Consider the following 17,188-nt stretch of genomic DNA (forward strand, 5'->3'; position numbering starts at 1 on the left):
CATAAGCGCGACGGGAAGATTCTTACCGGGCCGAACCCGGGGGAGAGGTATGCAACGACGAACGGTCCTGCGCGGGCTGGCCGCCCTGGCCGCGGGGGCGGGCGCGGGCTGTACGAGCGTGGACGGGCAGGTGCCGGCGACGGCGCCCGACCCGCCGGCGGACGTTCGGCGGTCGAGCGACGACGGCAGTTCCGGGGACGGAGGCGCCGGCGGCAGTGACGGTAGCAGCGACGATGGAGGCGGTGCGGGCGACGAGACGCCCGATAAGCAGCGGTTCGCCGTCCCAGCGCGGGCGTTCCGCTCCGACGACGACGGCGACCTCGTGGTCGAGATAACCGTCGAGAACCGCTCTGAAATCGTTCACAACGCGGTGATGACCGTCCACATCCGGGCCGGGGACAAGACGTTCACGCCGTCGCGCCACGTCGCGCTCGAGGCCGGGGCACAGACGACCCTCTCGGTTCACGTTCCGGTCCCGATGATCGAGTTCGAGACCGACCCCGGATTCGACGTGACCTTCGACCCCGGCCCGCCCGAGACGCCGATTCCCGAGGGGACTGTGACGCCGTATCCCGAGGACAGGGAGACGGCGACGGCGGGCGACACCGACGCGACGGCCGGTTCGCCGACGGCGACACCGACGGCCCAGCAGAGCGAGTGACGCCGACGGACGCCGCCGCGCTCACCGGCCCGCTGGCCACGACGGCGTTCACCGCCGCCGCCGACGCGCGACCCGTTCTTCGGCCGTCTCCTCGGTGACGATCTCGTACAGCAATGCCCGCCCACCGAGAGGCGACGCAGTCGCCTCTCGAGCCTCCGAGTCCGTGGGCTCGGAAACCCCGTCGTCCTTCGGCCGGAGCACCCGTCCGAGTCGCTGCGTGAACTCCCGTTCGCTCCCGCTCCCCGAGAGGACGACGGCGACGTTCGCGTCCGGCACGTCCACGCCCTCGTCCAGTACGTTCGCAGTCACCACGCGAGAGTACTCCCCCGAGCGGAACTGCTCGAGGATCTCGCGGCGCTCGCTCGCGCCGGTCTCGTGGGTGATCGCGGGGATCAGGAACCGCTCGGAGAGGCGATACACGAGGTCGGTGTGGGCGGTGAAGACGATGATCCGGTCGCCGCGGTGCCGGTCGAGGATAGTCTCCAACTGCTGGACCTTCTCGTCGGCGTTCATCATCACCTCGCGGGCGCGCTGTTTGGCGAGCAGGGCCTCTCGTGCCCGCGGGTCCGAGCCGGACCGCTTGACGAGTTCCTGGTAGTCGCTGCCGCTTCGCATGTGTATCCCCGAGGTGGCGAGGTAGTCGGTGAACGTCTCCTGGTGGCGCTCGTACACCTCGCGTTCCTCGGGGGTGAGCGCCACCTCGACGCGCTTGATGTCGTAGTCCGCGAGGTGCTCGCCGGCGAGTTCGTCCACGTCGACGCGGTGGACGAGCGGACCGACGAGTTCCTCGACGACCTCGTGGGCGCCGTCCGGGCGTTCGAACGTGGCCGTGAGGCCCATGCGAGCGGGCGTGGCGAGCAGGCGGGCGATGTCGCGGTAGCCTTCGCCGCCGAGGTGGTGGACCTCGTCGAAGACGACGAGGCCGAAGCGGTCGCCGAGTTCGTCCGCCCGGAGGTACGCCGAGTCGTACGTCGAGACGGTCAGGTCGCCGAAGCGCTGCTCACCGCCGCCGAGCTGGCCCACGTCGACGTCGAACTCCCGTTCGAGTTCGCGGCGCCACTGTTCGAGCAGGTCGATGGTGGGGACGACGACGAGCGTCGGCGTATCGAGCGCCTCTATCGCGGCGATGCCGATGACGGTCTTCCCGCTCCCGGTCGGGAGTTCGAGCACACCCTGCCTGTCGCCCCGCTCCCAGTCGTCGAGGGCCTCCCGCTGGTACTCGCGGAGTTCGTACGTCGATTCGAGGGAGAGGTCCGAAAGGGCGAAGACGCGGTCGTCGTACGCGATGCCCGCCTCGTCGAGAGCGGCCAGGAGAGCGGTGTAGCGATGGGCCGGTGCCCGGAGCGTCTTCGACCGTTCGTCGCGCTCGACGAACGGCAGGTCGGGGGCGTCGGAACCACCCAGTTCGTCGGCGCCCGTGATCCGGATCGTGCCTTCTTCGTAGGTGAGCCGGACGGTCACTGGCGGTGGCTACCCCCGCCCCGGTGTTAAGTCGTGCGGGGTCGTCGGGCGGTGTCGCTGGCGTGGTCTGACGGCCCCGGCCACCGTCGTCGCAACCGGATTCTCAACCCTTTTGTCGTCCCAGCGACTTGCCTCGGGTATGAGCGAGCAGGACGCGTCCGACCCCGCAGAGTCCGTCGCAGACGAGACAGGCCCGCAGTCGGACGGGGACGCGAGCGACGCAGCGACGCCCGACGAGGTCATCGACCCCGGGGAGGTCATCGACCCCGGGGAGTCCCGCGACGGCGACGGCGCAGTCGACGGCGAGGCCGAGTTCGAGGGGAGCGTCGGCGAGGACCTCGTCGACCGGATCGCCGAGTCAGACCCCGAGTCGGTCGCCCACGAACTCGCCGCGCTGCGGACGCGCGTCGGCGGGCTGGAGGAGCAACTGGACGCCCGCGAGGAGGAACTCGACGACGTGACCGAGAAGCTCAAGCGCAAGCAGGCGGAGTTCCAGAACTACAAGAAGCGCATGGAACAGCGCCGCGAGGAGGAGAAACAGCGCGCGACCGAGGACCTGGTCTCGCGTCTGCTCGACGTGCGCGACAACCTCCAGCGCGCCCTCGAACAGGACGAGGACGTCGACATCCGCGGCGGCGTCGAGTCCACGCTCCGCTCGTTCGACGACGTGCTCGACCAGGAGAACGTCGACGTGGTCGAACCCGAACCCGGCGAGGAGGTCGACCCGCATCGCCACGAAGTGCTCGTCACCGTCGAGTCCGAGCATCCCGAGGGGACTATCGCAGAGGTCCACCGCCCGGGCTACGTGATGGCCGAGAAGGTCATCCGCGAGGCGCAGGTCACCGTCAGCGACGGGTCCGGCGGCGCCGAGTAAACTATCTCTCTACTGAGTTTTCGGCGGCTTGCGCTGGTATTGCGGTCGGATTTATAGGCACCGGTCGGTGTCGGCGCCGCTGGGGCAAATCGGCCGTCTGGGGCCGTCTAGCACGATTCCCGCTCGTCGCGTCTAGCAACTTTTAACCGGCACAATCGGGTATACACTGGTAAGATGGCGAGCAACAAGATTCTCGGAATCGACCTCGGGACCACGAACAGCGCGTTCGCGGTCATGGAGGGGGGCGACCCCGAGATCATCGTCAACTCCGAGGGCGAGCGGACGACGCCGTCCGTCGTCGCGTTCGACGACGGCGAGCGTCTCGTCGGCAAACCCGCGAAGAATCAGGCAGTCAAGAATCCCGAGCAGACGATCCAGTCCATCAAGCGCCACATGGGCGAGGACGACTACTCGGTCGAACTCGAGGGGGAGGAGTACACGCCCGAGCAGGTCTCGGCGATGATCCTCCAGAAGATCAAACACGACGCCGAGGAGTACCTCGGCGACGACGTCGAGAAGGCGGTCATCACCGTCCCGGCGTACTTCAACGACCGACAGCGTCAGGCCACGAAGGACGCCGGCGAGATCGCCGGGTTCGAGGTCGAGCGTATCGTCAACGAGCCGACCGCGGCCGCGATGGCGTACGGCCTCGACGACGAGTCCGACCAGACCGTTCTCGTCTACGACCTCGGTGGCGGGACGTTCGACGTCTCCATCCTCGACCTGGGCGGCGGCGTCTACGAGGTCGTCGCGACCAACGGTGACAACGACCTCGGTGGCGACGACTGGGACCACGCGATCATCGACTACCTCGCAGAGGAGTTCGAGGACGAACACGGCATCGACCTCCGCGAGGACCGACAGGCGCTCCAGCGACTCAACGACGCCGCCGAGGAAGCCAAGATCGAGCTCTCCAACCGCAAGGAGACCCGCATCGACCTGCCGTTCATCACGACGACGGACGACGGCCCGCTCGACTTAGAGGAGAAGCTGACTCGCGCGAAGTTCGAGTCGCTGACGGCGGACCTCATCGAGCGGACGGTCGGCCCGACGGAGCAGGCGCTCGAAGACGCCGGCTACGGCCAGGACGACATCGACGAGGTCATCCTCGTCGGCGGTTCGACGCGGATGCCGCAGGTCCAGGACCAGGTCGAGGAGATGACCGGGCAGGAGCCCAAGAAGAACGTCAACCCGGACGAGGCCGTCGCGCTCGGCGCGGCCATCCAGGGCGGCGTCCTCTCGGGCGACGTGGACGACATCGTCCTGCTCGACGTGACGCCCCTCTCGCTGGGCGTCGAGGTCAAGGGCGGTCTCTTCGAGCGACTCATCGAGAAGAACACGACCATCCCGACGGAGGAGTCGAAGATCTTCACCACGGCCGCGGACAACCAGACGCAGGTCCAGATCCGCGTCTTCCAGGGTGAGCGCGAGATCGCCAACGAGAACGAACTGCTCGGCGAGTTCGCGCTCAGCGGTATCCCGCCGGCCCCCGCCGGCACGCCCCAGATCGAGGTGTCGTTCAACATCGACGAGAACGGCATCGTCAACGTCTCCGCCGAGGACAAGGGCTCCGGCAACGAGGAGAACATCACCATCGAGGGCGGCGCCGGGCTCTCGGACGACCAGATCGAGGAGATGCAGGAGGAGGCCGAGGAGCACGCCGAAGAGGACCAGCAGCGCCGCGAGCGCATCGAGGCCCGCAACGAGGCCGAGAGCACGATCCAGCGCGCCGAGACCCTCCTCGAGGAGAACGAGGAGAACGTCGACGAGGAACTCGTCGAGGACATCGAGGCCGAGATCGACGACGTGCAGGAAGTTCTCGAAGACGAGGACGCCGACACGGAGGACTACAAGGAGGCCACCGAGAGTCTCGCCGAAGCCCTCCAGGAGATCGGCAAGCAGATGTATCAGGACCAGGCCGCAGAGGGCGCGGCTGGTGCAGGCGCCGCAGGCGGCGCGGCCGGTGCGGGCGGCATGGGCGGCATGGGCGGTGCCGGTCCTGGCGGCGCCGCAGGTGCCGGTGCTGGCGGGCAGGGCGAGGAGTACGTCGACGCCGACTTCGAAGACGTCGACGAGAGTGACGAGGACGAGTAACACGAGTCCGAGGAACTCTCGTCGGCTCGATAGACGAACGCAGTGAGTCTATCGGTGTCTCGGAGTCCGAGCGGAGCGAGGACTCCGAGGGAGGCGAATCTTCGATTCGCCGTGCCTGAAAAAGCGAGCGAAGCGAGCTTTTTCAGTTGGACGAAGACGACGACGAGTGAAACGAGTCTGAGGAGCTTTCGTCGGCTCGATAGACGAACGCAGTGAGTCTATCGGTGTCTCGGAGTCCGAGCGGAGCGAGGACTCCGAGGGAGGCGAATCTTCGATTCGCCGTGTCTGAAAAAGCGGGCGAACTGCGAATTCTCTGTCGATTTCGTGGACGGAAGCGGCGTCGCCGACGCGTTCCGAACAAAACGATCGTCCGTGAGACACGCGGCAATACTTAACAGTGGGACGGTCCGATGAGGTGTATGAGCCACGACGTCGAACCACTGCGGGGGGAGTGGGGAGACGGGGCGATGGGGAGCGCGGTCGAGGAGTCGTTCACTGAGGTGGTCGGAGAGACGGTTCTGACGGAGTTACTCGTCGCCAGTGCGGCGGAGTGTTATCTGGTTCTGGACGAGGCAGGGCGTATCGTGTTCGCGAACCCGGCGGTCGAGCGGGTGTTCGGGTACGAGCCGGAGGCGATCGTCAATCGGCCGCTGGGAGCGCTGATCCCCGACAGACTGCGGTCGGCACATCGCGAGGGGTTCGAGGCGTATCTCCGCAGTGACGAACGGACGATCGACTGGGACGACGTGCGGTTTCCGGGTCGTCACCGCGACGGGAGCGAGTTCCCGCTGGCGATGTGGTTTCGGGAGTTCACCTACGACGACGAGCGGTACATGGTTGGCGTCGTCCGCGATATCTCCGCGCGAGTCGAACAGCGCGACCGCCTCGCGTCCGAGCAGGCGTTCGTCGGGAGCATCTTCGACGCGCTGCCGGACGTGCTCTACGCGGTCGACCGCGACGGCCAGTTCCTGCGGTGGAACGAGACACTCACCGAGGTCACCGGCTACACCAACGACGAGGTCGAGTCGCTCGACCCGCTCGATTTCATCCCGGAGGAAGACCAGAGACAGGTCGGCACGGCGATCGCACGGGTCCTCGAAGCGGGGGCGGTCGAGACGGTCGAATCGGCTCTCGTGACGAAGGACGGGGAGGGGATCCCCTACGAGTTCACGGGCGCTCCCCTCGTGGAGAACGAGACGGTGGTCGGGTTGACTGGCGTCGCGCGAGACGTCTCCGAGCGCAAGCGATACAGGGCGACGCTGGAGCGACTGAACGACCTCAACAGCGTCATCCGGTCGGTCGACCGGGCGCTCGTCGAGGCGACGACGCGCGAGGAGATCACACGAGCGGTGTGTTCGCGCCTGGTCGAACAGGGCGCCTACTGCGGGGCGGTGATCGGGTCGTACGGCGCCGAGGCGGGGATCGCCGTCGACGCTGCGGCGGGGCTGGGCGAGCGGATGTTCGGAGTGCTCTGTCCCGAGAGCGAGCTCCCGGCCTTCGCCGTTCGAGCGGCGGAATCACGCTCGGTAGAGGTGTTCGAGGGTGTCACCGGCGAGTCCGGCGACGGAGGGTTCGACGACTCTCGCACCGTCGCGGCTGTCCCGCTGGCCGTCGACGACCAGTTGTTCGGACTGCTCGGCGTGTGTACCGAGCGCGAGGCCAGCGTCTCGGAGCGCGAACGGAGTGTCCTCGGCGAACTCGGGGAGGGGATCGGCAACGCGATCCAGTCGGCACTGACCCGACAGTTGCTCCACTCCGACACCGTCACGGAGATCGAACTCCGGACGACGGACGACGGCGTCGCGTTCGTCGCGCTCTCCGAGGCGGCCGAGTGTCGCCTCGAAGTCGACCGCGCGGTCTCGTTCGGCGACGAGCACGTCTTCTACGTCTCGGCCGGCGACGTCTCGCCGGAACGGATCCGCAAGGCCGCCTCGTCGGTTCCCTCGGTCACCTCGGTGGAGCACCTGGCCGACGACAGGTTCGAGTTCCGGTCACGGGAGGGGACGATCTCCACGGTGCTGACCGAACTCGGGGCGCGGACGGTCGCGGGTGTCGCCGACCGCGGGCAGGCCCGGATCGTCGCGCAGTTGCCGGCCGACGTGCCGGTTCGCTCGGCCGTCGACGCCGTCACGGCGGCGTATCCCGACACCGAACTCGTCGGGCGACAGGTGACTGACCAGTCGCTTCGCACGCCCGAAGCGTTCAGGGAGACGCTCGCCGCCGACCTGACCGAGAAACAGCAGGCGGCGCTGGAAGCGGCGTACTTCGCCGGCTACTTCGAGTGGCCGGCGCGCACGAGCGACGCCGGCGCGGTCGCCGAGACGCTCGACATCGCGCCGCAGACGTTCCACCAGCATCTCAGAGTGGCCGAACGGAAGCTCCTCGCTGCACTGCTCGAGGAACCCGGGCACGACTCGCTCGACTGACCGCGACACACCAGAGCATTCAGGCACACCGCTCAATGGCGTCCGGGAGTACTGTGACGTATGAGGTCAACCAGTCGGGAGCCCCGCGAAGAGCGCCGGCGACGCCCTGATAACGAAGCCGGACGGACGATTCGGTGTCAGCGTTCGTCAGTCCCCTGCGGTCGACCGGTCGCCTCCGAGAGGTGTGGTCGACGATGACGGTGAGCGGCGAACGGCCCGTCACGAACCGGTACGGCGACGACCGGCCGAGCGAGGCGGTCGTTCACGCGGTCGCCGCCGCGACCGATCGGAGCGTGACGGACCTCGACCCGCTGTACGGGGTCGTCGACTCGGACTCGCTCGACGCCCTCCTCGAGCGCGGGTCGAGTGCCGCGGCTCGCTTTCGGTACGAGGGGTGTGACGTGCGCGTCACCGGAACACACGTCGTCGTCTGGACTGACGACGATACCGAGAATTCACAGTAGGCGGCCCACGACCCGTACGACCGAGCCCGATCACGTGGCCCACGCGACCGGCCCCGATCACGTGGCCCGCGCGACCTGTCCCGATCACGCCTCGCTATCGACGCTCGGACGGACGTGTCTCCCGGTCACCCGGCGTGTTGTTTCGCGGTCGTGTACGCTTCGCGGACGCGTTTGAACTCGTCTTCGTCGCCCCCCTGGTCGGGGTGGACCTCTTTGACCTTCTGGCGGTAGGCCGACTTCACTTCCTCGAGCGTCGCGGTCGAGGGGACGCCGAGTTCGGTGAACGCGGCGGTCGCGGGGTCGACCCGACTCTCGGCTTCGGTGGGACCGAAGTCGACGTCGGGGACGGAGAACGGAAGCCGGTCGCCGAGGTGGACGCCCGGCATCTCGTGTTCGACCAGCACGGGATGGGTGGGCGAGCGTTCGATCCGGTAGAACGCCCTGGCGTCGAACGTGATCGCCACGTCCCGTTCGGGCAGGTAGAAGGCGACGTGCTGGCCTTCGACGAAGTGGTCCTCGGCGTACGGTTCGTCGATGGCGTCGAGATAGTCCCGCAGTTCCGTCCGGCGGCGGTGTTCGCCGTCGCCCCGCCTGCGGTGAGCCTGTTTGGCGGGGTAGAGGCGGTCGGCGACGACGAACAGGCACGCGGCGAGGACGCTACTCGCGAGTCCGAGAGCGAGGCCGACGAGCAGCCACTGAGGCAACGCGAGCAGACCGTCGTGAACCACGCGCGAGCGTTAGCGTCGCTCCACTATGAAAGTCTCGCCGGCGGGCGGCCGATGGTCGCGAGAACGGCGGTCGTGCGCTACCCGATGTAGCGGAGGTCTTCGTCGGAGGCGGTCGGCGTCCCCTGGTCCATCTCCTGGATCTTGCGGACGACCTCTTCCATCTCGTCGGCGCGGTCCTCGAGCGAGGCGTAGTCGACGTCGAAGTCGACGACCTCCTGGAGGATCTCGAGGACCGCCTGCGCGCTCTTGGGGTCGACGAGGTAGCCGCTCGTCTCGCCCATCAGACAGGCCGCCTCGAAGTCGCGGCGCTGGCCGAGGCCGAGCAACAGGCCGCTGACGCCGACGATGCCGCCGGCGGGTTCGTCCTCGCGGAACTCGACGCCCACGTCGGTGAGGTCGTCGACGACGTCGTCGGTGGTCGCCGCACCGAGCACGGAGTACTCCTCGATGAGTTCGCCGGTCGGGACGCCGCCCAGCGCGAAGACGCGCTCGACGCCGTAGTCCTCGGCCACGTCGAGGAACGTGTCGGTCAGGCCGTAGTGGCCCTCGTTGTCCTGGGCCTGGTGGTCGCCGGTGAGCACGAGCAGGTCGCGCCCCTCCTCGGGCTGGACGGCGTGGAACTCGGCGCTCGCGAGCTCGGTCCGGCCGTCCTCGACGCTGACCTGCGGCGGGAAGTGCGTGGAGTGCACCCGCTCGACGAGTTCGCTCTCCAGTTCTTCGAGCAGGTGCTCGACGGCGAGCTTGCCGACGTGGCCGACGCCGGGGAGCCCCTCGACCAGCACGGGCTCGTCGAGGTCCGGAGCCGCCAGCTCCTCACGTTCGAATTCGTCCATACGGCCTAGTCCCGGCGTCGCCGCTTAAGTGCGCGTCGATACTCCCCGTATCGGTCCTCCGGCGAGAACGGCGCGGGCGCCGAGTTGACCGCCTCGGCGCCGCAGTCGGGACACTCCTCGGAGAGCGTGTATCGCGGTCGCTCGTGTTCGTCGCGCCAGGCCGAACAGACGAGAATGTCGGATTTCACAGGTAGTGGGTCGGCGGCGGCGGACCGCGTTATTCGGTGTCTTCGTGACGCTCGCGGTGGTACTCGCCGCGACCGCCGCGGTCGCCGACGACGGCGACCGCGCGGTCGGCGCTCTCCTCGAGCTCGGACTCGGCGGTCTTGTAGTCGGGCGCCTGCACCTGGATGCGGTACTCGGGCGAGCCGACGTAGGTCACGTCGAGTTCGACCTCGTCGGGGATCTCGCCGTTGCCCTCGGCGGCCTGGAGCGCTTCCTTGATCACGTCGACGCCGTCGCCGCTGGGACACTCCAGCGTGACGTAGCCGGTGACGTTGACGTAGGGCACCGAGACGTTCTCGCGCGCGGTCTCGACGAGCGCGTCGATTTCGTCCTCGGAGAGGTCCGTCTCATCGAGCGCGTCGTGGCCGTGGATGGCCGCCTCTTCGAAGCCCTCGTACATGGAGCCGAAGGCGGCCAGCAGTTCGTTGGCGATGGCGGCGTAGGTCTCGTCCTCGATGTCCTCGCCGAACGCCAGCAGCATCCAGTTGTCGGCCTTCTGCTCGTTTTTCCACTCCTGGATCTTGTCCTTGCGCTGGTGGTCGTTGACGTCCTTGATCGAGAGATCGATCTGCTTGGCGCTCTCGTCGACGTCGAGGACCTTCGCGACGACCGTCTGTCCCTCGGAGACGTGGTCCCGGACGTTCTTGATCCACCCGGAGGCGACCTCGCTGATGTGACAGAGGCCGCGCTTGTCCTCGTACTCCTGGAGGTCGACGAAGACGCCGAAGTCCTCGATCTCGTCGACGCGTCCGACCACCAGTTCGCCGGGGTCGGGCCAGCCGCTGTATTTCATTATCGTGCCTCGACGGTTTCGAGTACCTCGCCCTCGATGGCCGCTTTGCCGCCGGTCGGGCGGGCGAGCGTGTGCCCGCAGACCTCGCAGACGACTTCGGACGCGGCCTTGCCGAAGACGACCTGTTCGTTCTCACAGTCCGGACAGGCGACGGCGTAGAAGCTTCCCGCCATCGTCAGTCCTGTAGGTCCAGCTTACCGGCGCGCCATCCCTCGCGGAGGTGGGCCTTGCCGCAGTCGGAGCAGCGGTACTTCAGGTCCGTCTTCTGGGTCGGCTTCCCGCCGGACGGAACCTTCGAGAACTTCCCCGCGTTCCCGTAGCCCGAGCGGGTTCGCTCGGCCTGGCGCCCGTTGACCTTCGTCATCCCGGAGGACCGTCCGGTCCTGACGCGCTCTACCTCGTGTTCGTTGTGCTCGTTACAGTGCGGACAGTACGTGTTAAACCGGCGTGGCATCTCCATAGATATCGACCTTGCGAGCGGCTTGGTCGTGCCCGCTTAAAACCCGTTTGGTTCGAACCCGCCGAGCCCCCGTCTCGCGGTCGTCTCCGTGCGGTGTCCGCCGCCGCGGACCACCGTCAGCGTCGCGCCAGCCTTCGAAGTCACTAAGTACGCCTCCGACGAACCGGCGGGCATGAAGAAGCTGATCGTCAACGGGGACCCCGGATTCCGCAAGGACGCCGTCATCTCGGTCGACGGCGAGGAGCTGGTCGTCTTCGGCGTCGCCCGGCAGGGCGAGTGGCACGGCCCCGACCGCCCCCAGCTGTGGTGTACCGTCGGCACGCCCGACGAACGCGAGGTGTACCAGCGCCGCGACTACATCCCCAACCACCTCGACACGGAGGCCGTCGAGGCGGAGGCCGTCGAACTCGTCGAGAAGGCGAGCGCCTGAGTCGCGGTTCTCTTCTCTCTCGGTCGCCGCACAGGAACGTATCGCAGGGGTGATACCCGTTCTCGGCCGAAAGAAACGCTTTAATCTCGCCCGGCGGGAGGGGTGCACATGGACACGGCCGAGCGGCTCGAACTCGCGACGCGGAACACGGCGGAGGTCGTCGAAGAATCGGAACTCGCGGAACTGTTCGACGACGGCGACCCGTCGGTGTACATCGGCTACGCGCCGACCGGCGAGATGCACATCGGCCACTTCACGACGATGCGCAAACTCGCCGACTTCCTCGGCGCCGGGATGGAGGTCACCGTCCTGATCGCCGACCTCCACGCCCACCTCGACGACAACAAGAGCCCGTTCGACCTGCTCGAAGCCCGGTCGGACTACTACGAGGAGACAATCGAGGCGATGATCGACGCCGCCGGCGCCGACGCCGACGACATCTCCTTCGTCCGCGGGAGCGACTTCGAACTCGACCCCGACTACACCCTCGAACTGCTGCGGATGGCGGCCGAGACGACGCTCAGCCGCGCCCAGCGCGCCGGCAGCGAGGTCGTCCGCGAGTCCGACTCGCCGAAGCTCGGCGGGCTCCTCTACCCGCTCATGCAGACGCTCGACGTGGACGCGCTCGACGCCGACGTGGCCTACGGCGGCATCGACCAGCGCGGCATCTACATGCTCTCCCGGGAGATCCTGCCGGACCACGGCGGCGAGGCGCCGGTCTGCCTCTTCGCCCCGCTCCTCTCGGGGCTCTCGGGCGGGAAGATGTCCGCCTCCGACGAGTCCTCGAAGGTCAACCTCACCGATTCGCACGACGAGGTCGTCGAGAAGATCGAGGCCGCGTACTGTCCCGCGGGCGAGCGCGAGGAGAACGGCGTCCTCGAGTACATGGAGTACCTCGTCTTCCCCATCCTCGACGAGCGCGGCGAGTCGTTCGTCGTCGAGCGCCCCGAGGAGTACGGCGGGGACCTCACCTACGAGACGTACGACGACCTGGAGGCGGACTTCCTGTCGGGCGAACTCCACCCGGCGGACCTGAAGCCCTCGGCGGGCGCGGCCATCTCGGAGATCGTCGCCCCCATCCGCGAACGGCTGAACGACCAGCCCGAACTGCTCCGCGAGGCGTACCCCGAGAAGTACGAGTAACCGCCCGTGAGCGACGACGAGCCCGGATCCGTCCCCGACACCGCGTCGGTCCGCGCGACGTACGACCGGATCGCCGACCACTTCTCGAAGACCCGCGAGTACCCCTGGCCCGAAGTCGAGGACTTCCTCGACGGACGCTCGGGGACCGTCGGGCTCGATATCGGCTGTGGCAACGGCCGGCACACCGAACTACTGGCCGAGTGCTGTGAGCGGGCGGTCGGTGTGGACCTGAGCCGCGGGATCCTGGAGACTGCCAGCGATCGTGCGGCGGATCGGGGAGGTTCCTACGCGCTCGCGCAGGGCGACGCGTCGCGACTGCCGGTCCGGGACGGGGTCGTAGACGTGGCCGTCTACGTCGCGACGCTTCCGCATCTCCCGACTCGCGAGACCCGCGTCGCGAGCCTGGACGAACTGGCTCGCGTGCTCTCTCCCGACGGCCGTGCGCTCGTGAGCGCGTGGTCGACGGAGCACGACCGCTTCGACCGGACCGAGGGGTTCGACACGACCGTCGAGTGGACCCTGCCCGGCGGCGAGGCCGTCGACCGGTTCTATCACATCTACGACCCCGACGAGTTCCGGGCCGACGTGGCGGCGAGCGGGCTGGAACTGGGTTCGTTCGAGCTCTCCAGCGGGAACTGTTACGGGGTCGTTCGAGTCGAGCAGTCGGGGTGAAGAGAGGCAAGTGTCGGAGCGGGTTCGTTCTCCGCTCGCGAGTCGTCCCCATTCTGTCGATCGACTGGTGTCACGTGAGACAGAAAACCTATTGGCAGTCGAGGATGTCCGCCCGACGTGAAGCGCGCCCTCCAGAACGTGTCGCTGCCACCGGCGGGACTGTTCGTTCTCGGGGTCTTCGCGGTCGGTGCCCTCTTGCTCGGGATCAACGCGGGCTTGCCGTACCTGTCCGCGCCGGACGGACCCGTCGACGCGGAGGTCGATTCGGACGTCGAGTTCCTCGAGTCGGGGACCGAAGTGACGATCAACCTCACGCAGAGCGAGAACGTCGACCGGGTGCTCGTGGAGAGCGACGGGAGCGGGAACTGGTCGAACGGCGCAGACGGACGCACAGAGTACGCCGACTGGTCCGAGGGCGTCGAGTTGACGTCCGTCGGCGAGACGACGACGAACCTCGTCGTCTCCGGCGAGGCGGAGGTCGATATCTACACCGTGGTCGACGGGGAGCGCCACCTGCTGGACGAAGAGACGTTCCGACTCCCGCCGTGACTGTCCGTATATACCGTTCGGCGCGTCGTTCGCCGACGAACTGGTCGCTCTGGTCCGACCCGTAGCGGACGGAGGGTCGTGCGTCCGCGGCCGATGGTGTGTTACTGTGTGGCACTCTCGGAGAATTCTTATGTGCGAGTCGAGAGACCGCCGGGGTAATGGACGGGTTCGACGACGCCGTCGACGGGTATTTCGACGTCGAGGACCAGCTATCGCGGTACCTGCTCCGACGCGCGGAAGCGCGACTGCGGGGCGATGACGGGACTCTGGCCGACGTCGAGTCGCGGGCCGACGCTGCGGCCCACCGAGATAGGGTCCGCTCGTTCCTGAAATCGAGTATCGGCGGGCTCCCCGACCGCCCCGTCGACCCGGGAGTCGAGACCACCGGCCGCCACGAGCGAGACGGGTACGCCGTCGAGTGCGTGACCGTCGAGAGCCGCCCGAACTACCGCGTGACCGCGAACTGCTTCGTCCCCGAGGGCGAGGGGCCGCATCCGGGGATTCTCTTCCTCTGCGGGCACGCCGGGCCGCCGAGAGCGGACGAGTCGAACCAGCGCGCGTGTATCGAACTCGCGCAGAACGGGTTCGTCGTGCTCGTCGTCGACCCGCTCGGACAGGGAGAACGCAGGCAGTACGAGGACCTCGACCTCGACGACACGACGGTCAGCGGCGGCGGCGGGGTGTTCCCGCACGTCTACGCCGGACAGAAGTGCTTCTACGCCGGGACGAATCTCGCCCGCTATATGATTCACGACGACCGGTGCGCGCTCGACTACCTCTGCGGGCGCCCCGACGTCGACGCGGACAGGATCGGTGTCACGGGGACCTCCGGCGGCGGCATCCAGACGGTCTATCTCTCCGTCCTCGACGAGCGCGTCGACGCCGCAGCGCCGTGCTGTTCGGTCACGGAGCGGTACGAGCAGCTGAAGATCGGGAACCCGACCCACGCCGAGCAGGCGCTCGTCGGCAGCGTCGACCGCGGGATCGATTACGACGACCTCCTCGCGGCCCTGGCTCCGCTCCCGCTCTTCGTCGGCGCGGCGGCCCACGACAGGTACATCCCCATCGAAGGCACCCGCGACGCGGTCGACCGCGTCCGCGACGTCTACGGCCGGTTCGACGCCGAAGACGAGGTCGAACTCGTCGTCGCCGACGCGCCCCATAGCCCTGTGTACGAGTTCCGTGACGACCTGTTCGAGTGGCTCTGCGACCGGTTGGACGTCGGTGAGTACCGACCGGTCGACGACCCACAGCCGCTCGACGATTCGACGGTCCGCTGTACCGATGCGGGAACGGTGCTCGACGAGTACGACGACGAACGGACGATAGACGACGTGATAGCGGCCGACGTCGCGGAGCGGTATCCCGACGGGGGCGCGAAGCCGTCGGTCGACGACAGCGGTGACTTCGGCGATCAGGTGCGAGCGACTCTCGTGGAGCGCTTCGACCTCGACCGGGAGGCCTGCGACCTGCACCCCCGGTTCGTCCACGAGACGACGGCGGACGGGCTGGAGGTCGAGCGCATCTGGTTCAGGACGGAACGAGACCCGGACGCGGTCGTCGCAGGCGTCCTCGTGTCGGACCCCGAGACGGCCACCGAGTCGCCCGCCGTCGTCCTGTTCGACCGCGGGACGGCGGAGCTCCCGGCGCGGAGCGAGACAGTCGCCGACCTCGCGGCGGAGCACGGAACGGTGCTGGTGTTCGACCCGCGCGGCGTCGGCGCGGTGCGAAACCGGACTATCCCGGTGCCGTCCTGGGCGGACGACTACTACGGCGTCTTCGGGACCGAATTCAAATTCGTGAACGACGCGCTGTTGCTGGACACCTCGCTCCTGGCGATGCGCGTCTTCGACGTGCTCCGCGCCGCGGCGTTCCTCCGTTCGGAGACGGACGCCTCGCAGGTGTCGTTCGTCGGCGAGGGCGTCGGGAGCTATCACGCCCTGTACGCGGCGGCCGCTGCGGAGAACGTCGCGAGCGTCGACCTCTCCGACCTCGGACCGAGTTTCTACGAGATGGCCACCGAGCGAGCGGTCCCCTTCGACGAGTCGCTCACTGTCTCGGACGTGATCGGCGACTGTGACCTCCCGCATCTGCTGGCAGCGCTCGAACGGCGCGGGGTCACGATAACGCGGTGAGTCGCGAATTCGATACGTCGAGGGGGTCCTCCTCGGTCAGTCGTCGCCGCCGGCGCGTTCGCCGTCGGCCGCTTCGGACGCGCCCGATTCGAGGAGTTCGTCGCGGTGTTCGTCGAGCAGGGGAGCGCGGCGCTCGACGCCGGTCGGCGTCTCGCTCAGCTTGATCGGGCTGCCGGCGATGGTGACGCGCTCGTCGGCACCGGGCTGGTCGACGGTCGCGAGCATGTCGCGGGCCCGGACGTGCGGGTCGTCGAAGACGTCGCTCGTGTCCTGCACCGGGGCCGCCGGGACCGAGCCGTCGAGCGCGGCGACGACCTCGTCGGCGGTCCGGGGTCGCGTCCACTCGGCGATCTCCGCGCGCAGCGTTTCGCGCTCTGCGAGTCGGTCGGCACCGCTCGGGTAGTCGGCCGCGAGGTCGGGGCGGTCCATCGTCTCGCAGAGCGCGCGCCAGTGCCCGTCGGAGAAGGCGGCGATCACGACGTGGCCGTCTGTCGTCTCGAAGGCGTTGTAGGGGAACAGGGTCGGGTGCGCGTTCCCGCGGCGGCCGGGTGCATCGCCGGTGTAGGAGTACTGGTAGACGGTGCGTTCGCACATGGAGACCATCGCGTCGTACATCGCGGTGTCGACGTACTGGCCCTCGCCGGTACGGTCGCGGTGGTGGACCGCCGCGAGGATGCCGACGGCGTTGAGTACGGCGGTGAAGAGGTCGCCGATGCCGGGGCCGACCTTCGTCGGCGGGCCGTCGGGCTGGCCGGTTATCTCCATCACGCCGCCCAGCGCCTGTGCGATGAGGTCGAAGGAGGGCTGGCCCTGCCGTTCTGTCTCGCCGGTCCGCGGGTCGCCGAAGCCGCGGATCGAGGAGTAGATCAGCGACGGGTTGTGTTCGCGGAGGGTCTCGTAGCCGAGGTCGAACTGCTCCATCGTGCCAACGCGGTAGTTCTCGACGACCACGTCGGCGGTCTCGACGAGCGAGAGGAAGTCCGCGCGGTCCTCCGGGTCGTCGAGGTCGAGTTCGAGCGAGCGCTTGTTCCGGTTGACGCTCTGGAAGTAGCCGCCGTAGGCCTCGGCTTCGGGGCCGTCGACGAACGGCGGGTTCGACCGGATGAGGTCGCCGCCCGGCCGCTCGACCTTTACCACGTCCGCGCCCATGTCCGCGAGCAACATCGTACAGTACGGCCCGGCGAGCACCTGGGTCAGGTCGACCACGCGCAGGTCCGACAGTGCGCCCATACCACCTCGA

Annotated in this window: 18 protein-coding genes; 10 read left to right on the forward strand and 8 right to left on the reverse strand. The window is 68.0% G+C overall.

Annotation, left to right across the window (positions count from 1 at the left end):
• Positions 1 to 49: 49 nt before the first annotated feature.
• Positions 50 to 661 carry a hypothetical protein gene (locus tag D1409_RS13210; RefSeq protein ID WP_123537452.1) on the forward strand — a complete coding sequence of 204 codons (612 nt, stop codon included), beginning with the start codon at positions 50 to 52 and terminating at the stop codon, positions 659 to 661.
• A gap of 48 nt (positions 662 to 709) precedes the next feature.
• Here the strand turns inward: D1409_RS13210 and D1409_RS13215 are convergent, their stop codons facing one another.
• Positions 710 to 2,122: a DEAD/DEAH box helicase gene (locus D1409_RS13215; RefSeq protein ID WP_123537453.1), complete on the reverse strand. Its 1,413-nt coding sequence runs from the start codon at positions 2,120 to 2,122 to the stop codon at positions 710 to 712.
• A 139-nt stretch (positions 2,123 to 2,261) separates the two neighbouring features.
• Between D1409_RS13215 and D1409_RS13220 the strand changes: the two genes are divergently transcribed.
• The 4 genes from D1409_RS13220 (at position 2,262) to D1409_RS13235 (ending at position 7,980) form a co-directional block, all read left to right on the forward strand.
• Positions 2,262 to 2,996, forward strand: coding sequence for a nucleotide exchange factor GrpE (locus tag D1409_RS13220; RefSeq protein ID WP_123537454.1), 735 nt, complete (start codon positions 2,262 to 2,264; stop codon positions 2,994 to 2,996).
• A gap of 174 nt (positions 2,997 to 3,170) precedes the next feature.
• Entirely contained in the window at positions 3,171 to 5,090 is a 1,920-nt protein-coding gene (dnaK, locus tag D1409_RS13225; RefSeq protein WP_123537455.1) for a molecular chaperone DnaK, read from the forward strand.
• A gap of 419 nt (positions 5,091 to 5,509) precedes the next feature.
• Entirely contained in the window at positions 5,510 to 7,516 is a 2,007-nt protein-coding gene (locus D1409_RS13230; RefSeq protein ID WP_164471677.1) for a PAS domain S-box protein, read from the forward strand.
• 134 nt (positions 7,517 to 7,650) lie between these two features.
• Complete coding sequence (locus D1409_RS13235; RefSeq protein ID WP_123537457.1) at positions 7,651 to 7,980, forward strand: HalOD1 output domain-containing protein; 330 nt, start codon at positions 7,651 to 7,653, stop codon at positions 7,978 to 7,980.
• Positions 7,981 to 8,105: 125 nt separating this feature from the next.
• On the opposite strand, the gene D1409_RS13240 is transcribed toward D1409_RS13235, so the two are convergent.
• The 6 genes from D1409_RS13240 to D1409_RS13265 all read right to left on the reverse strand — a co-directional run bounded on the left by D1409_RS13240 (position 8,106) and on the right by D1409_RS13265 (position 11,019).
• Complete coding sequence (locus D1409_RS13240; protein WP_235853556.1) at positions 8,106 to 8,708, reverse strand: J domain-containing protein; 603 nt, start codon at positions 8,706 to 8,708, stop codon at positions 8,106 to 8,108.
• Between the two features lie 77 nt (positions 8,709 to 8,785).
• Complete coding sequence (locus tag D1409_RS13245) at positions 8,786 to 9,541, reverse strand: proteasome assembly chaperone family protein (RefSeq protein WP_123537458.1); 756 nt, start codon at positions 9,539 to 9,541, stop codon at positions 8,786 to 8,788.
• Positions 9,542 to 9,546: 5 nt separating this feature from the next.
• Positions 9,547 to 9,729 carry an RNA-protein complex protein Nop10 gene (locus D1409_RS13250; protein ID WP_123537459.1) on the reverse strand — a complete coding sequence of 61 codons (183 nt, stop codon included), beginning with the start codon at positions 9,727 to 9,729 and terminating at the stop codon, positions 9,547 to 9,549.
• Between the two features lie 29 nt (positions 9,730 to 9,758).
• Positions 9,759 to 10,559, reverse strand: a complete 801-nt coding sequence (locus D1409_RS13255) for a translation initiation factor IF-2 subunit alpha (RefSeq protein ID WP_123537460.1) — start codon at positions 10,557 to 10,559, stop codon at positions 9,759 to 9,761.
• Positions 10,559 to 10,732: a 30S ribosomal protein S27e gene (locus D1409_RS13260; protein ID WP_123537461.1), complete on the reverse strand. Its 174-nt coding sequence runs from the start codon at positions 10,730 to 10,732 to the stop codon at positions 10,559 to 10,561. The genes D1409_RS13255 and D1409_RS13260 overlap by 1 nt, the downstream gene beginning before the upstream one ends.
• Before the next feature lie 2 nt (positions 10,733 to 10,734).
• Positions 10,735 to 11,019, reverse strand: coding sequence for a 50S ribosomal protein L44e (locus D1409_RS13265; protein WP_123537462.1), 285 nt, complete (start codon positions 11,017 to 11,019; stop codon positions 10,735 to 10,737).
• A gap of 172 nt (positions 11,020 to 11,191) precedes the next feature.
• Between D1409_RS13265 and D1409_RS13270 the strand changes: the two genes are divergently transcribed.
• The 5 genes from D1409_RS13270 to D1409_RS13290 all read left to right on the forward strand — a co-directional run bounded on the left by D1409_RS13270 (position 11,192) and on the right by D1409_RS13290 (position 15,948).
• Positions 11,192 to 11,449, forward strand: coding sequence for an HAH_0734 family protein (locus tag D1409_RS13270; protein ID WP_123537634.1), 258 nt, complete (start codon positions 11,192 to 11,194; stop codon positions 11,447 to 11,449).
• Positions 11,450 to 11,557: 108 nt separating this feature from the next.
• Positions 11,558 to 12,592 (forward strand): tyrosine--tRNA ligase, encoded by a 1,035-nt coding sequence (locus D1409_RS13275; RefSeq protein ID WP_123537463.1) that lies wholly within the window; start codon positions 11,558 to 11,560, stop codon positions 12,590 to 12,592.
• A gap of 6 nt (positions 12,593 to 12,598) precedes the next feature.
• Positions 12,599 to 13,264: a class I SAM-dependent methyltransferase gene (locus D1409_RS13280; protein ID WP_123537464.1), complete on the forward strand. Its 666-nt coding sequence runs from the start codon at positions 12,599 to 12,601 to the stop codon at positions 13,262 to 13,264.
• Between the two features lie 117 nt (positions 13,265 to 13,381).
• Positions 13,382 to 13,813, forward strand: a complete 432-nt coding sequence (locus D1409_RS13285; protein WP_123537465.1) for a hypothetical protein — start codon at positions 13,382 to 13,384, stop codon at positions 13,811 to 13,813.
• A gap of 158 nt (positions 13,814 to 13,971) precedes the next feature.
• Complete coding sequence (locus tag D1409_RS13290; protein WP_123537466.1) at positions 13,972 to 15,948, forward strand: alpha/beta hydrolase family protein; 1,977 nt, start codon at positions 13,972 to 13,974, stop codon at positions 15,946 to 15,948.
• Positions 15,949 to 15,984: 36 nt separating this feature from the next.
• Here D1409_RS13290 and mct read toward each other — a convergent pair whose 3' ends face one another.
• Positions 15,985 to 17,178: a succinyl-CoA:mesaconate CoA-transferase gene (gene mct, locus D1409_RS13295; protein ID WP_123537467.1), complete on the reverse strand. Its 1,194-nt coding sequence runs from the start codon at positions 17,176 to 17,178 to the stop codon at positions 15,985 to 15,987.
• Between the last annotated feature and the right edge of the window lie 10 nt (positions 17,179 to 17,188).

Source organism: Halosimplex salinum (assembly GCF_003730195.1).
GTDB lineage: Archaea > Halobacteriota > Halobacteria > Halobacteriales > Haloarculaceae > Halosimplex > Halosimplex salinum.

Excerpts from the sequence above, each read along its gene's own strand:
- D1409_RS13245 (WP_123537458.1), bottom strand. The coding sequence starts at position 9,541 with ATGGACGAATTCGAACGTGAGGAGCTGGCGGCTCCGGACCTCGACGAG.
- dnaK (WP_123537455.1), top strand. The coding sequence starts at position 3,171 with ATGGCGAGCAACAAGATTCTCGGAATCGACCTCGGGACCACGAACAGC.
- D1409_RS13290 (WP_123537466.1), top strand. The coding sequence starts at position 13,972 with ATGGACGGGTTCGACGACGCCGTCGACGGGTATTTCGACGTCGAGGAC.
- D1409_RS13220 (WP_123537454.1), top strand. The coding sequence starts at position 2,262 with ATGAGCGAGCAGGACGCGTCCGACCCCGCAGAGTCCGTCGCAGACGAG.
- D1409_RS13255 (WP_123537460.1), bottom strand. The coding sequence starts at position 10,559 with ATGAAATACAGCGGCTGGCCCGACCCCGGCGAACTGGTGGTCGGACGC.
- D1409_RS13260 (WP_123537461.1), bottom strand. The coding sequence starts at position 10,732 with ATGGCGGGAAGCTTCTACGCCGTCGCCTGTCCGGACTGTGAGAACGAA.
- D1409_RS13265 (WP_123537462.1), bottom strand. The coding sequence starts at position 11,019 with ATGGAGATGCCACGCCGGTTTAACACGTACTGTCCGCACTGTAACGAG.
- mct (WP_123537467.1), bottom strand. The coding sequence starts at position 17,178 with ATGGGCGCACTGTCGGACCTGCGCGTGGTCGACCTGACCCAGGTGCTC.
- D1409_RS13230 (WP_164471677.1), top strand. The coding sequence starts at position 5,510 with ATGAGCCACGACGTCGAACCACTGCGGGGGGAGTGGGGAGACGGGGCG.
- D1409_RS13275 (WP_123537463.1), top strand. The coding sequence starts at position 11,558 with ATGGACACGGCCGAGCGGCTCGAACTCGCGACGCGGAACACGGCGGAG.
- D1409_RS13270 (WP_123537634.1), top strand. The coding sequence starts at position 11,192 with ATGAAGAAGCTGATCGTCAACGGGGACCCCGGATTCCGCAAGGACGCC.
- D1409_RS13210 (WP_123537452.1), top strand. The coding sequence starts at position 50 with ATGCAACGACGAACGGTCCTGCGCGGGCTGGCCGCCCTGGCCGCGGGG.